Origin of the sequence: Peribacillus sp. FSL M8-0224 (genome assembly GCF_038003055.1) — a bacterium.
Lineage (GTDB): Bacteria > Bacillota > Bacilli > Bacillales > DSM-1321 > Peribacillus > Peribacillus frigoritolerans.
Genome location: NZ_JBBOOJ010000001.1, coordinates 1,763,292 through 1,777,068, shown reverse-complemented (window position 1 = coordinate 1,777,068; position 13,777 = coordinate 1,763,292). Strand labels below are relative to the sequence as shown.

11 protein-coding genes and 2 pseudogenes are annotated in these 13,777 nt (G+C 36.2%); 7 read left to right on the top strand and 6 right to left on the bottom strand.

Annotated elements, in window-relative coordinates:
- Positions 1-86: 86 nt before the first annotated feature.
- Both MKX49_RS08630 and MKX49_RS08625 read right to left on the bottom strand, forming a co-directional pair.
- Positions 87-374: pseudogene (locus MKX49_RS08630) on the bottom strand (DUF6584 family protein); the annotation flags it as partial.
- A 265-nt stretch (positions 375-639) separates the two neighbouring features.
- Positions 640-1,129, bottom strand: a pseudogene (locus tag MKX49_RS08625) (transposase); the annotation flags it as partial.
- A 91-nt stretch (positions 1,130-1,220) separates the two neighbouring features.
- On the opposite strand from MKX49_RS08625, the gene yyaC reads away from it, so the two are divergent.
- A complete protein-coding gene (yyaC, locus tag MKX49_RS08620; RefSeq protein ID WP_340876072.1) occupies positions 1,221-1,790 on the top strand; it encodes a spore protease YyaC in 570 nt (189 codons plus the stop codon).
- 96 nt (positions 1,791-1,886) lie between these two features.
- On the opposite strand, the gene MKX49_RS08615 is transcribed toward yyaC, so the two are convergent.
- On the bottom strand, positions 1,887-3,197 hold the full coding sequence (locus tag MKX49_RS08615; RefSeq protein ID WP_275725819.1) for a CitMHS family transporter: 1,311 nt from the start codon (positions 3,195-3,197) through the stop codon (positions 1,887-1,889).
- A 248-nt stretch (positions 3,198-3,445) separates the two neighbouring features.
- Positions 3,446-4,309 (bottom strand): LysR family transcriptional regulator, encoded by an 864-nt coding sequence (locus MKX49_RS08610; protein ID WP_034313052.1) that lies wholly within the window; start codon positions 4,307-4,309, stop codon positions 3,446-3,448.
- Between the two features lie 149 nt (positions 4,310-4,458).
- Between MKX49_RS08610 and MKX49_RS08605 the strand changes: the two genes are divergently transcribed.
- Both MKX49_RS08605 and MKX49_RS08600 read left to right on the top strand, forming a co-directional pair.
- Entirely contained in the window at positions 4,459-5,586 is a 1,128-nt protein-coding gene (locus MKX49_RS08605; RefSeq protein ID WP_340876070.1) for a 2-methylaconitate cis-trans isomerase PrpF family protein, read from the top strand.
- A 57-nt stretch (positions 5,587-5,643) separates the two neighbouring features.
- Positions 5,644-5,790: a hypothetical protein gene (locus MKX49_RS08600; protein WP_202190542.1), complete on the top strand. Its 147-nt coding sequence runs from the start codon at positions 5,644-5,646 to the stop codon at positions 5,788-5,790.
- A gap of 607 nt (positions 5,791-6,397) precedes the next feature.
- Here MKX49_RS08600 and tcuA read toward each other — a convergent pair.
- The gene (gene tcuA / locus MKX49_RS08595) at positions 6,398-7,909 is read right to left on the bottom strand and encodes an FAD-dependent tricarballylate dehydrogenase TcuA (protein ID WP_340876068.1); all 1,512 of its coding nucleotides are present in this window, start codon (positions 7,907-7,909) and stop codon (positions 6,398-6,400) included.
- Between the two features lie 268 nt (positions 7,910-8,177).
- Here tcuA and MKX49_RS08590 point away from each other — a divergent pair, with 268 nt between their 5' ends.
- From MKX49_RS08590 to MKX49_RS08580, 3 genes are all read left to right on the top strand, one after another.
- Positions 8,178-9,038, top strand: coding sequence for a LysR family transcriptional regulator (locus MKX49_RS08590; protein ID WP_048677798.1), 861 nt, complete (start codon positions 8,178-8,180; stop codon positions 9,036-9,038).
- Between the two features lie 45 nt (positions 9,039-9,083).
- Positions 9,084-10,211 carry an AbrB family transcriptional regulator gene (locus tag MKX49_RS08585; protein WP_340876066.1) on the top strand — a complete coding sequence of 376 codons (1,128 nt, stop codon included), beginning with the start codon at positions 9,084-9,086 and terminating at the stop codon, positions 10,209-10,211.
- Between the two features lie 397 nt (positions 10,212-10,608).
- Positions 10,609-11,931 carry a CitMHS family transporter gene (locus tag MKX49_RS08580; protein WP_340876064.1) on the top strand — a complete coding sequence of 441 codons (1,323 nt, stop codon included), beginning with the start codon at positions 10,609-10,611 and terminating at the stop codon, positions 11,929-11,931.
- Between the two features lie 297 nt (positions 11,932-12,228).
- On the opposite strand, the gene MKX49_RS08575 is transcribed toward MKX49_RS08580, so the two are convergent.
- The gene (locus MKX49_RS08575; protein ID WP_340876063.1) at positions 12,229-12,549 is read right to left on the bottom strand and encodes a hypothetical protein; all 321 of its coding nucleotides are present in this window, start codon (positions 12,547-12,549) and stop codon (positions 12,229-12,231) included.
- Between the two features lie 607 nt (positions 12,550-13,156).
- Between MKX49_RS08575 and MKX49_RS08570 the strand changes: the two genes are divergently transcribed.
- Positions 13,157-13,639 carry a DUF456 domain-containing protein gene (locus MKX49_RS08570; RefSeq protein ID WP_318290892.1) on the top strand — a complete coding sequence of 161 codons (483 nt, stop codon included), beginning with the start codon at positions 13,157-13,159 and terminating at the stop codon, positions 13,637-13,639.
- Positions 13,640-13,777 lie beyond the last annotated feature (138 nt).

Below are 13,777 nucleotides of genomic sequence, written 5' to 3'. Positions count from 1 at the left end.
TAAGTTGCAGCAAAAAGGTTTATTCACGAAAATATCCAAATTAACTTCCAAGTGTTATTATCTGGCCCAATTGTTGAACAAAGATCAAACAGCACTGTTGTACTAATAGAATAGGTTCGTTTCCCAAAGATTTTTTCGAACAGAATACACGCTTTTACCATCTCTGATGCCTTATTTTTTTCTAAATACCAGTAACGACCTGCCATTGAAGGATATTTTAATGCAAATTAGATGTCCCCTTACTTTTTACGGAGTTCTAACTCATTAGGATAGGTTGAAATTAACCCTTTTAGTCTATCCCTTGCTTTCCCTAAATCATTTTTTTCAATGTCCTCTTCTATCTTCTTAATCGTTTTAACAGGTACCTTTTCTATACAAACACCTCCTTATCTTTTTTCTATATAGTATTTATTTCTAGGTAGTTCAAAATAGTTCTTTTTTCAACTAACCCGCCCCGTTAGTAGCATAAGAAAAAGCTGCCTTAAAGACAGCTCTGATCTTCAGCTAAACCAGCAAATAGGATGTCAATTTCTTTCTCTAAAATTTTCATTTCCCTTATGATATACTATTTTTGGCCATGACAAATAACCCTCCACCCCCCTTTTGGAAGGATGTTTCTCTGTTTCACAAAACCGTTAATCAGGCTAAATCTAGGTACATTTCTTTTCTCTTTAATAGAAGAGCGTAAATCCTATGAACCCAACTTATTCATACAGGCAACGATTGACACTTTGGCCGGTTTTCCTTCTGATTTTTTCTTATCATAGAAGGCTTTAAGCTTTTTGTTCCTTGAACTTCTTAAGCCACATAGTACGGCAAGATACAGAGAATGACGTAGTCTGCCTCGAACCCCTTTTTGTAATACGATTAATGGTTGGCGTAAACTTAACCGATGAGTGAACACTTGGATCTACTCCAGCGAAGGCAACCAATTTTTTTGGATGATTAACTCACCAATTTCAGAGATAATCGTGGCTGCGATTTTTTCTCCTATACCGGGAATCGATTGGATGATCTTATATTCTTCCAGTTCATTTGCCAGGGCCACTATACGATTTTCCAAATCAAAAAGGTGTCCCTGGTAATGAAAAAGCAACTCAATATGAAGATTGATTACTTGACTTTCATAATATAAAAACATCCATCAATCTCAAGCATATGCTCATATTTACATGCATGATATCTTTTTAATTCGTATAATAGAATGAAGGGAAATCAAAATGAGTCTAATTTACAAAAAGAGGGAGCAGATTTGTTCTGTGGAACCAAAAGGCGAAGAAATAAACAGTTTAGCATTAAAAGTCAAAGAGATTATTCAATCTTCAGGATGTCAAAACGAAGATGTAATCTTTCTGTGTATTGGTTCAGACCGATCAGTCGGGGATTCATTGGGCCCTTTAGTCGGGACCATGCTTAAAGAGCATACGGTGCCTTATCGTGTTTATGGTACCTTGGAAAACCCCGTTCATGCATTTAATTTAAAAGAGACGTTGAAAGAAATAAAAAAACAATTCAAAAAGCCTCTTATTTTTAGTGTGGATGCATGTTTAGGGGATCAAAACCAGGTCGGTTATGTTTTTTTGAAGGATGGACCTCTTGTCCCAGGGAAAGCTTTAAAAAAAGTATTACCTGAAGTGGGAGACTATCATATTATAGGAATGGTAAATTATATAGATCCGCTGCCAACGATGCAATTTTTAAATGATACTCGTCTATACACGGTTATGAATTTGGCGAATAAAATCGTGAAAATCATTACTCAGGCGACCGGCGAGACTTCTAAACCTTAATTAAAAGAATGGGCTGTCCCAAAAACCACTAATAATAATTGGTTTTGGCACAGCCCTAATTGTTTAAGTTCGAGAATTTTTTTAATAACGTTATACTTAAATAATAGCCCCTGTCAAGATAGCAACAATAATAAGGACTAATGAACAAATTAGAGCCCATTTAAATGCATACCGCTGTAGTTCCCCGATATCCGTCTTTACCATCCCTACCAGTAAAAGAGTCGAGGCCACGAGTGGACTTAAGAAATGTACAGGCTGCCCCAGTACGGAAGCTCTGGCAATTTCTAAAGGACTCACCCCATAAGCTTCCCCTGCTTCGGCAAGAATTGGCAAAACACCAAAGTAGTAAGCATCATTTGATAAAACGAACGTAAATGGCATACTTGTGAACGCAACGACCATCGGTAAAAAAGAGCCTAAAGAATCCGGAATGATGGCCACTAATGAATTTGCTATTGCGTCCACCATTTTCGTTCCGGAAAAGATCCCTGTGAAAATACCAGCCGCAAATACTAATGTGACAACGGTTATAGCGTTTCCTGCATGTGACCCGATTCGCTCTTTTTGCTGTTCTAAATTAGGGTAATTAATGATCGAAGCAAGAACAAACCCGATTAGAAACAACACAGGTACCGGTACTAAGCCCATTACAAGAACGACCATGACTGTGAGCGTCAACAAAAGATTGACCCAAATTAATTTAGGGCGCTTTAAATCGTCTTGTATGGCGGAAGCTACCGCTGCTTCAGCAAGAGCCCCTTTCATTTCAGGTGCAGATTTGATATAAACAACGCCAAGCCTTTTGCGCTCTTTTTTACCAAGTACATAAGCGGTAAAAAGAATAGCTGCTATTCCTGAGAATAGTGTTGGGATAATCGGGACAAAGAATTCATTTGCATCCAGACCTAGAGATGCTATTGCTCTGGTTGCAGGCCCTCCCCAAGGAGTCATACCACTCATAATACTGACAGCAAGCATAGAAATAGTTGCAAGAATAAGTGGATTCATACCAAGTCGTAAGTAAAGAGGCAGCATAGCGGAAATCGTAATCATATGAGTCGTGGTACCATCACCATCTAAGGCAACGGTCATTGCGATTACTGCTGTTCCTACCGCTATTTTAACGGGATCCCCTTTTACGATTTTCAACATGGTTTTAATAAGTGGATCAAATAACCCAGCGTCAATCAGAACTCCGAAAAACAAAATAGCGAACAATAGCAAAGCGGCTGAAGGTGCGACAACCTTTATTCCATCGAGCATCATATCTCCGAGCTCTGGACCAAATCCGCCAATTAATGCAAAGATAATTGGAATGACTACAAGAGAATTAACAGGTGATAACCGTTTAGACATGATTAAATAAGTAAAGACAACGACCATTGAAATTCCAAGTAACGTTAGAATATTAATCCCTCCTATTAAAGAAACCGCTTACAAACCAGATGAGAAGTTTGAATAACTAAAATATATTACATATCTTCTGATTCCCTGTTGCTTTATTTTCTATTTTTAGAATAGTTCATATCATCAAATAAGTGAAATACATATTTTTTTTACTTTTTCGAAAAAAAAACTTATAATCCATTTTATATTAAATTAAGAAATCCAAAAAAGCACTATGAAATTTTCAATAATTTCATAGTGCTTTTTCGTTACAGATTGGAATTTTTATTCAAGAAATCAATAAAGTTTTTCACAGTAGAGAGTTTTAATGAATCCTGGTTATACATTAACCATGTATTTCTTAACACCGGCTTCCCATTTTTGTAGGATAACCCGTATGTATGCAAATTATCTGACGGCTGCAGGCATATTTCCGGCAGAATGGAAACACCAAGATCATTTTTGACCATCTCTTTGCACGTCTCCTGCCGATCCGTTTCCATAGTTACAAATGGTGGCTCTGGGAATCTATCATGCCACCAGCCATTTATTAAGTTTTTTAAAGAACTGTCGGTCTTATAATTTATGAATGGAAGTTCCGGCAAATTATCCAAGTCTACCTCTTTCTTAGAAATTAAACAAAGTCTTTCTTTATGCAGTAATGATTTGATTCCATACCATTCATAATTTCCACGCAGTATGCCTAATTGAACACTAGAGGAATCCAGAAGATGCATGATTTCAGTACTCCACCCTGTATTCACATTAAATTGTACATGAGGATATTGTGTTGAAAACTTTTTCAATATTTCTGGTAGTTTATATTGGGCAAAGTTGCTGGAAACGCCAAGCCTTAACGTTCCTCTTACCTCATTTTTCATATTCAGCATATAATCTTTCGTTTTTTGCAACTTTTTCACCATTTCTTCCGCATAGCCCGCCAAATGTATCCCTTCTGAAGTGAACTCAATGCCTCCTTTTATTTTGAAAAATAGGTTTGTGCTAAATTCTTTTTCTAAATTTTTAAGCCGGTACGTTAGCGCCGGCTGCGATATATATAAACGCTCTGCTGCACGGCTAATGTTTTTTTCTTCATATAGTACCCTTATCGCAATCCAATCTTTTTCGTCCACTTAACCATCTCCTGATTTTTGGATTATAAGTTTTTTTATCATTTTTATTCAAAAAATATGTATTTTACTTATGAATAAACATATCATACTATATTTTCAAAGGAACCGGTAGTGCTATAAATATTGATTTGAGAAAAGGTGGTTATACAATGAAAGTACCTGTAGTAGTAATGCGCGGCGGGACAAGTAAAGGTGTGTTCCTTAATTTTGAACATATGCCTTCGAATCCCTTACACTGGGAGGATTTCTTACTTGACGTGATGGGCAGTCCGGATCGGAGACAGATCGATGGTCTTGGAGGAGCGAATTCTTTGACAAGTAAAGCAGCGATCATCAAAAAATCAGAATCACCGGAATTCGATGTGGAATATACATTTGCTCAGGTCAGCATCGATAATCAAATGGTTGATTTTAAAGGAAATTGTGGAAATATTTCATCTGCTGTGGGACCTTACGCAATTGAGCAAGGATTAGTCCCTATACAAGAACCTGTTACAACTGTGAAAATTTTTAACGTGAATACACAAAAACTGATTATTGCAGAAGTAGAGGTTGAAAATGGACATGTGAAATCAGAAGGATGCTGCTCAATACCTGGGGTTCCTGGTAAAGGATCACCTATTTATCTTTCTTTTACTCGTGCAGAAGGAGCAGTTACAGGAAAACTTTTCCCTACAGGAAATCCGATTGACATGATTAAAACCAAGGATCGGCTAATTCAAGTTTCAATTATTGATGTTGCCAATCCACTCGTTTTTGTAAGGGCACAGGACATTGGTCTAAGCGGAACCGAATTACCCAATGATTATTCACGAGAAAAATTAATTGAACTGGAAGAAATCCGGTCAATTGCAGCTGAAATGTGTCAATTTTCCGATAAGAAATCAGCTACTGTCAAATCTCCTGCTGTACCTAAAATGACTCTAATTGCTCCTCCTATGGATTACGTCGATCTAAACGGATCTGAAAGAAAAGCGTCAGAGATGGATTTGATGATCCGAATGATGTCGATGCAAAAGCCCCATCAAGCGCTTGCTATTACAGGAGCCATCTGTGCAACAGCAGGGGCTTACTTACAGGAAACGGTTTTATCTGATATGGTGAACATTAAACACGAAATTTTCCGATTAGCCCATCCTGCGGGGATAATGGAAACAAAGGTTGATTTCTTGGCAGGACACATACGTGCCATTAAAGTGGTACGCACAGCAAGAATCATTTTGGAGGGATACGTGTACACGAAAAAAAATTACGAGCATTCCTATCAATTAGCTTGATAGGAATGGATCTGCAAATTACAGCAAAAATTTTTCTATCACTTGGAGGCTTGTCAAATGTGGGTCATCACTATCTTTTTAAAGGAAAATATTAAAATATTTGAATTTGACACAGAAAAAGAAGCGAAAGAAATATTCAAAAATATGAAAGGCACTAAAATTCTTTCCGAAATAGTTTACTTTAATGATCCTTGTTTTGTATAAGTGAGACTTCAAAAGAGCCGAAACTCTAATGTATTTCACCTAAACCATGTCTTCAAATTTAATGATAAACTAGGATTGAGAATATAAGTGAATTTCCCCAGATAAGCTAAACCCCCTATACAATTAGGGTACAGTTACTGAAGCCAGATTTTTATGGTTACTATAATATTTTAAAAAAGCTAATTACTATCCATCATCTTGTTTAGAGAAAAATTCCAATACACAAAATCACTACCCTTTTTCATGCTGAATTTTAGAATCGAGCGGTGACTGTATTCATACGCGTTGATGCCCATCTATCCATTCAAGCTATTGCTGAACTCGAAAAGCTAGTAATGAAGAACCTTAATGTCTCGCCATCAAGACGATTAAAGCTATACATTCACTTCATCTGAAAAAAATCCAATAGATAAACTGTAACTAAGTTTGACCTTTTATATTCCTATATGATATGAGTTTTAGTCAAAGCATAAAGACTATTAATATGTTAAAATACCAAACAGCCAAGGACTTTTTTAAGCCTTGGCTATTTTTCATTCTTCTACTTCACGTATCTCTATTATTTTTTGGACACATTCTTATCTAATAAACCATTCAAGGAAAAGACTCAGTGATTATTGATCGTTTCAACCTTTTCTTGAGTATAGCGTGCTGCGGATGAGCCAGCTAATTTTCCAAAGACTGCTCCAGACATTAACCCGGATCCACCAGGATAGTTTTCATAAAAAATCCCCCCAATCATTTCACCAGCCGCAAAAAGACCTTTTATCGGTTGTTCTTCTTTGTCTAATACATGACCCGCTGTATCTACATGCAAACCACCGAACGAGAAGGTAATTCCGCACGTTACAGGGAAAGCGTAGAATGGACCTTGCTCAATTCGAAGTGCCCAGTTGGATTTAGGAGGGGTAATTCCTTTCGTTCCTTTGCCATCTTTCTCTGCGGGTCTATACTCGCCATCTTGTACCGCACTGTTATACTCTTCGATCGTTTTAAGAAATTGTGTTTGATTGACCGGCAGTAAACTAGCCAACTCTCCAAGCGTATCTGCTTTATAAAAAGTCGCTTCTTCAAGGTCATATTCTTTACGCAGCATCGGGCGTACCTGTGCATCATAAATTTGATATGCAACATGTCCAGGCTGTTTTAATACCTCACGGCCGTATTTTGCATAAGTGTAATTTCGCAAATCTGCTCCTTCATCAACAAACCGTTTCCCTTCATTATTAAGCATGACGCTGTACGGATAAGAATGCTTTTTAAAAATATCTCCCGGCTTCGTGAAGTCCCCTACTTTTGGCGCATTATAATCTGTCCCAATAGAATGACATCCAGACCACTGCCCAAATTTTTGAGCCCCTACTGCCATAGCCATGGAAATGCCGTCTCCTGTGTTGAACTCGGTTCCACGAACAATAGCCGCTTCCCATTCTTCACCAATATTTTCACTTCTCATTTTCTTATTGGCTTCAAAGCCGCCACAAGCCAAAATCACACCGGATGTCTGAACTGTCACCATTGTATGATCCTTCTCAACAACGACACCGGTTATTGTATTATGCTCTGATACGAGCTCCACAGCACGTGAATCGTACCAAACGTCGATGCCAATTTCTTCTGTCCGCGCAAAGAGCTGTCTCATTAAGCCAACGCCTTTATCCTCCGTTTTGATAGGCAGTCCTCCCCAGAAATTGCGCTTGCCAGCTTGTACGAAAGATTGATTTTCATAATTCAATTCAAATTTTATTCCCTGATCACGCATCCACGCAATTGTTTCATACGATCTAGAAACCAGCTGCTTTGCTAACTCAGGATTACTTTGTCCACCTGTTACTCGCATTAGATCATTGTAATAATCGGTTTCCGTGTATTCAGGCATTACAATTAACTCGGATTCTTCATCTGTTAATTCAGGTATTATATTTCTGATTCCGTCTAAATTATTGTATGCAACGCGAATGGCTCCATCCGTGAAGAAAGAGTTCCCTCCACGCTTTTCCACTGGTCCCCGTTCTAACACAAGAACTCTAGCACCTCCCTCTTTTGCTGAGATTGCGGCACATAAAGCTGCGTTTCCTGCCCCTACTACAACTACATCATAATATTGTGCATTTGACATTTTTACCCCTCCTGTTAAGTAGTGATAACTCTTCATGTAAATAATAAGTGAAAATAATGAATAAAAATAATATTGTTTTTTTATTCATTGCCATAGAAAAATTTTATGAAAGAATGCTGGAAAGGCAAAACTATAGTGAGTCTATTGATTTACATAAAAAGATAGATTTCTTTTTTAATTAGCTGTATTATACTTTTAGAAATTAAATAAATTATCATAATTTATAATTACCCATAAATATTTTTTATGGTTAAAGGAGAAAAATTTTATGGATGAAAAAGACTGGCTTATATTAATTACTCTTTACGAAGAAAGAAATATAACAAAGGCAGCACAGCGACTATTTATTTCTCAGCCAGCTTTATCCTATCGTATAAAACAGCTGGAAAAAGAGTTCAAAACAAATTTGATCTCTAGAGGCAAAAGAGGTGTCGAGTTTACAGTTGAAGGGGAATACCTCGTTCAATATTCGAAAAATATGCGTAAGCAATTAGGAGCGGCAAAAGAACACATTTCAAATTTGGATAAAAAAGTAAAAGGAACTTTGCGATTGGGTGTATCTGGCTTGTTTGCCCGATATAAACTACCAGTATTATTAAAAGAATTTCTAACCCTATATCCAGAGGTTGAAATCAGTTTGAAAACTGGATGGAGTTCTCAAATTCATCAAATGCTTCAAAAAGAAGAAGCACACCTCGGGATTGTTAGAGGTCCTTACAAATGGCAGGAAAATAAAGTGTTATTTCAAGAAGAAAAGATTTGTATTGCCTCCAGTAAAAAAATTGAATTAAAAGAACTTCCTTTTCTTCCTAGAGTTAATTATCAGACAGATCAATCGTTAAGAAATACTATTGAAAACTGGTGGCAGGAAACATTTGCGTTACCACCTAAGATTTCAATGGAGGTAGATCGGATTGAAACATGTAAGGAACTGGTTCTTAATGGTTTAGGATATGCCATTTTACCAGAAATTTGTATTAAAGATGATGAACCGCTGTATACTTTCCCCATTGTATTAAGCGATAATAGCTATTTGCTTAGAGAAACTTGGGTTTTTTATCGGGATGTGACTATGGATTTGGCACAAGTGAAAGCATTTATTGATTTTCTTAATGATTCTAAACAATGAAACAAGACGAAACGAAGTAAACTAATTCAAAGGAAGAGAATTAATATGAAAAAGTGGGATTTAAATAATGCAAGCAAGACAATCCAATTTTCGGCTGCACTTCTAACTGCTTTTATTGGAGGTGGCTTTTTCTCTCATTTCAGGTTTCCAATCCCCTGGCTTCTTGGTCCAATGGCAGCCCTATTAATTGCATCACGTTTCAAAAACGTTAAATTGATTTGGCCCGTTTCGATGAGAAATACTGGATTAATTATTGTAGGTTATTCAATAGGCATCTCCTTTACCAAGAGCTCACTGTCTGATATGATTAGTCACCTTCCCTCAATGATGATCCTTACAATCTTAATTGTCCTTGTATGTGCATGTTCTGCTTTTGTTATGTCAAAATATTCCGGCATTGACTATCCCACCTCCTTAACGAGTAGTATTCCTGGAGGTTTGTCACAAATCGTTGTGTTTGTAGAAGAAATGAAAGGTATTGATATTACTACCGTAACCTTTTTCCATGTTACAAGAGTGATAATGGTGGTTTTCTTAGTTCCCCTGTTAATTATCAGTCCCCTGTTTGCAGCGAATCGTACCAATGATTCATCTAAAATAATGGATAACGTTATTCCAGAGTGGAGTGATTTATTTCCTCTTATCTTTCTGTTCGCCCTTATTTGTTTTCTCGCAGCAAGAGTAAGTAAAATATTCAAATTACCAGCTCCTTACTTTTTAGGACCAGTAATCGTTACTGCTGCAATAGGTCTTTTAGGTTTGCAGGGACCACCACTTCCTCTTTCACTTCTTGATATATCTCAATTTATGGTTGGCGGTTATATCGGTTTACTATTAAAACCGGAACAACTTGATAACAAAAGAAAAACCTTATTATTGGCTTTGATGAACGGACTAATCTTGATCTGCGCAACAATGTTTTTTAGTTTTCTACTGACCAAGTATTATGATTTATCGCCTATTACGGGTTTTTTAAGTTTAGCCCCTGGTGGAATGGATCAAATGGGAATCATTGCACAAGAAGTAAATGCTGATGTATCTACTGTTACCAGCTATCAACTATTTCGGATGGCGTTTATTTATGCCGCAGTGCCTCCATTACTAAAATTGGTATTAAAATTAAGTTTAAGAAAAAAAGACAAGAACAGTAATGTAAAACTAAATGTTAAATAAAAAAGGGGGAAGCATTGCTCAAGGACAATGAAATAAGTCTGATTTATAAAGAAAAGAAGGTTATCATGCAAAATATTTAGATGATGACCTTCTTTATTGATCCTAAAAGTAGCATTAAATTTTTAAAAAATTTCGTTATTGAATCATTTATCCTATGGCTTTATTTACTCTCCTCCCCATTCTTTTTTAAAGAATAAATTATTTTGATACCAATACAAAAAAAATATGTATTTAACTTATTGTTCTCTCTGTATTACCTTTAATAAAGAAAAGCGCATAAGCATAATGTAAAACTTATTAATCTACCAGTTTATTTTTCTGAAAAATCACAAAATTATTTCTTAGTCACCCAGAGATCATTTGAAAGCGCATTCAAAGTATGGGAGGGGATTTAATAATGTTTCTTACAATTTTAGGTATCTCCATGGTTACCGTCTTTACCTATTTAATTATGTCCAAACGTTTATCACCCATTGTTGCTTTAACTTTAGTTCCAATCGTTTTTGCTGTAGTTGGTGGTTTTGGAAGTAAAATTGGCACTATGATGATGGAAGGCATTAAGCTAGTCGCTCCTTCTGCAGCTCTATTATTATTCGCCATATTGTTTTTTGGCATTATGATAGACACGGGCTTATTTGACCCACTTATCAAAAGGTTATTAGAAGTTGTCAAGGGAGATCCTGTCAAAATTTCGATAGGTACCACCATTCTAGCATTACTCGTGGCCCTAGATGGAGACGGTACAACAACGTATATCATTACTGTTTCAGCTATGTATCCACTTTATAAACGAATCGGTATGAATCCATTGGTTTTAGCTACAGTAGCCATGCTAGCTTTAAGTGTTATGAGTGGTATGACCCCCTGGGGCGGCCCTGCTACCCGAGCAATAGCAGTATTGGGACTTGATGCATCCGAATTTTTTGTTCCACTTATTCCTACCATGATCGGCGGTGCTATTTGGGTTATTTTCGTGGCATTTATTTTAGGGAAAAAGGAACGTAAACGATTGGGTGTAATACACATAGAAGAGTTAAAAAATGAAATAGCTGCTACTGTAGAAAATGAAGCCACTGATGCATTACCTCATATTGACATTAAACGCCCTCGTTTTTTATGGGTTAACTTATTAATTGTGGTAGGCATTATGGTCATTCTTATTATGGGATTGGTACCTTCCCCTATTTTATTTTTGGTCGGTTTCACTATTGCTTTAATGATTAACTACCCTAATCTGGAAATGCAAAAAAGACGTATCTTAGCACATTCTGGAAATGCTTTAATTGTTGTTCTACTAGTTTTTGCAGCTGGAGTATTTGCAGGAATTTTTTCCGGTACAAAAATGGTTGATGCTATTGCTAATGGACTGGTTGCGATAATACCAGCTTCATTAGGACAGTTTTTCCCTGTCATTGTTGGCATTACAAGTATGCCATTCACTTTCGTTTTATCGAATGATGCCTATTATTTTGGAGTTCTCCCTATTCTTGCAGAGGCAGCTTCAGCATATGGCATTAGTCCGTTAGAAATTGCCCGGGCTTCTATATTGGGACAACCCGCTCATTTAATGAGTCCGCTTGTTGCTTCAACCATTCTATTAGTTGGCATGGTTGATAAAGACCTTGGAGAATATCAGAAATTTGCATACAAATGGGCCATCTTGACATCGTTAACCTTAACAGTATTAGCTATAATTAGTGGCGCTATCTCTTTTCTGTAAAGTATACGAATAACCAAAAGAATGAATTGGGAAGAAATACAATTCTTACTTTAATGTTATTACAAAAAATATATTCTTATTTTTGTTATGAAACTGCCTAAAGTAAAAAGCTGCCTTAAAGACAGCTTCAATCTTATTATTTGCTCTCAAATGATAACCAATTGTATTTTAACTACCGTAAATAACTGTTTCAAAAGCTAATAGCAGTTGTATTTCTTAGATGAGATCAACTGCTTTCTTTGTGTTTTTTTGTTCCCTATAGGGAAACCTCTAAAGGTTAAGGCTTTTATGCAATCATTATTTAATAAATCCATTGAGAAATTGATATAACTCTTCTAATTCACTTTCTTTTGCCACAATACAGTTAGGGTATTGTTTTATCTCTGCTACGCTGGATAATTTAAAATCATTCGGAGTCGGGAGGCCAGAAGCACAAATCATTAAAAAGTCAACAAAGTGAATTAACCCAGTCACTGCTGACGTTTTTATGGTCATTTGCCCCATTGCTCGCCCTGCAAATAAACCCTTCATTGCACTTTTTCCACCTGTTCTTTCTATTACTATTCTACTTTCGTCTATTACTACTTTTGTTCCTGATTTTAAATCAAAAGTTTTCAACTTCTCAACCTCCTACTTTTCCCTTAATATTACAACATCTTTATATGAAAATGGCTTATAAATGTCAATGAAAATAAGCTTCAACTAACCTGCCCAGTTTTTTGAATAAGAAAAAGGTTGCCGAAAAAAACCCTAGTTAAAGTGTTAATATAAAGATTCATCAACAAGTTCTTATTGGCAAATTGAGAAATATTTTTATTTCATCATAAACTTAGTCCATTTATACACATTATACATCTAATGTTAATGAAAGCTGCATTCGTAAAGATTGTTGCAATAATAAGGAATCATTTTTTTGGGAGTATAATATAGAAAGTTCTTCCAAGAAAGAAACAACCGCTTGAAAATCTAATATTAATCCAACATCTATGAGGTGAATTTTTTGGTATAAAGTATATGGGAAGTAAGTAATGACATAATCATGATCTAAACGCCTCCCGTTAGACAAAATAAAGAAAGGCCCAAATATCAAGGATTTGAGCCTTTGGTATTTGATGACCTGTGCGGGATTCGAATATACAAGAAAAGAATAAATGGTGTTTGTCCCTAAATAGAAATATAATTTAATAGATATATGAAAAAGTAAGTATGAAAAGGTGGAGTTTCATTGGATATTTTATGGTGGGGGTTAACGATCGTCTTATTTGCTTTAAGTTTTGTAGGAATTGTCTATCCTATTATTCCTTCGGTTGTTGCCATTTGGGGAGGATTTGCAGTTTATCAATTCCTGGTTAATCCTGATGAGTTATCGTTATGGTTCTGGATCAGTATGGTTGTGTTGAGCGGTGTATTAATCGCGGCAGACATTATCGCAAACAGTTATTTTGTTAAAAAGTATGGGGGGTCAAAAACATCCGAGACAATAGCAGCTATTGCCACGATTGTTGGTTCATTTGTCTTTCCTCCTTTTGGAATAATTCTCGTACCATTTTTAGCAGTCCTCGTTTCGGAATTAATCATTCAAAAAGATATAATGAAGGCTGCTAAAGTTGGGTTTGCAACTATCATCGGTTTTTTAGGCGGCAGTTTAGCCAAAGTATTAATTCAATTATTGATGATTGTTTGGTTTATTTTAGCGGTAATCTTTTAATTATTTATAAACGGCCGCATAAGGAAAAAGCTGACTTTCAACAGTCAGCTTTTTCTATTAACAGAAGTCCGTACAAGATAAGAAAAAAAGTGATGGCGGAAAAGGAACTATTAGTGTGGCCTATTGTGAACACTTCTT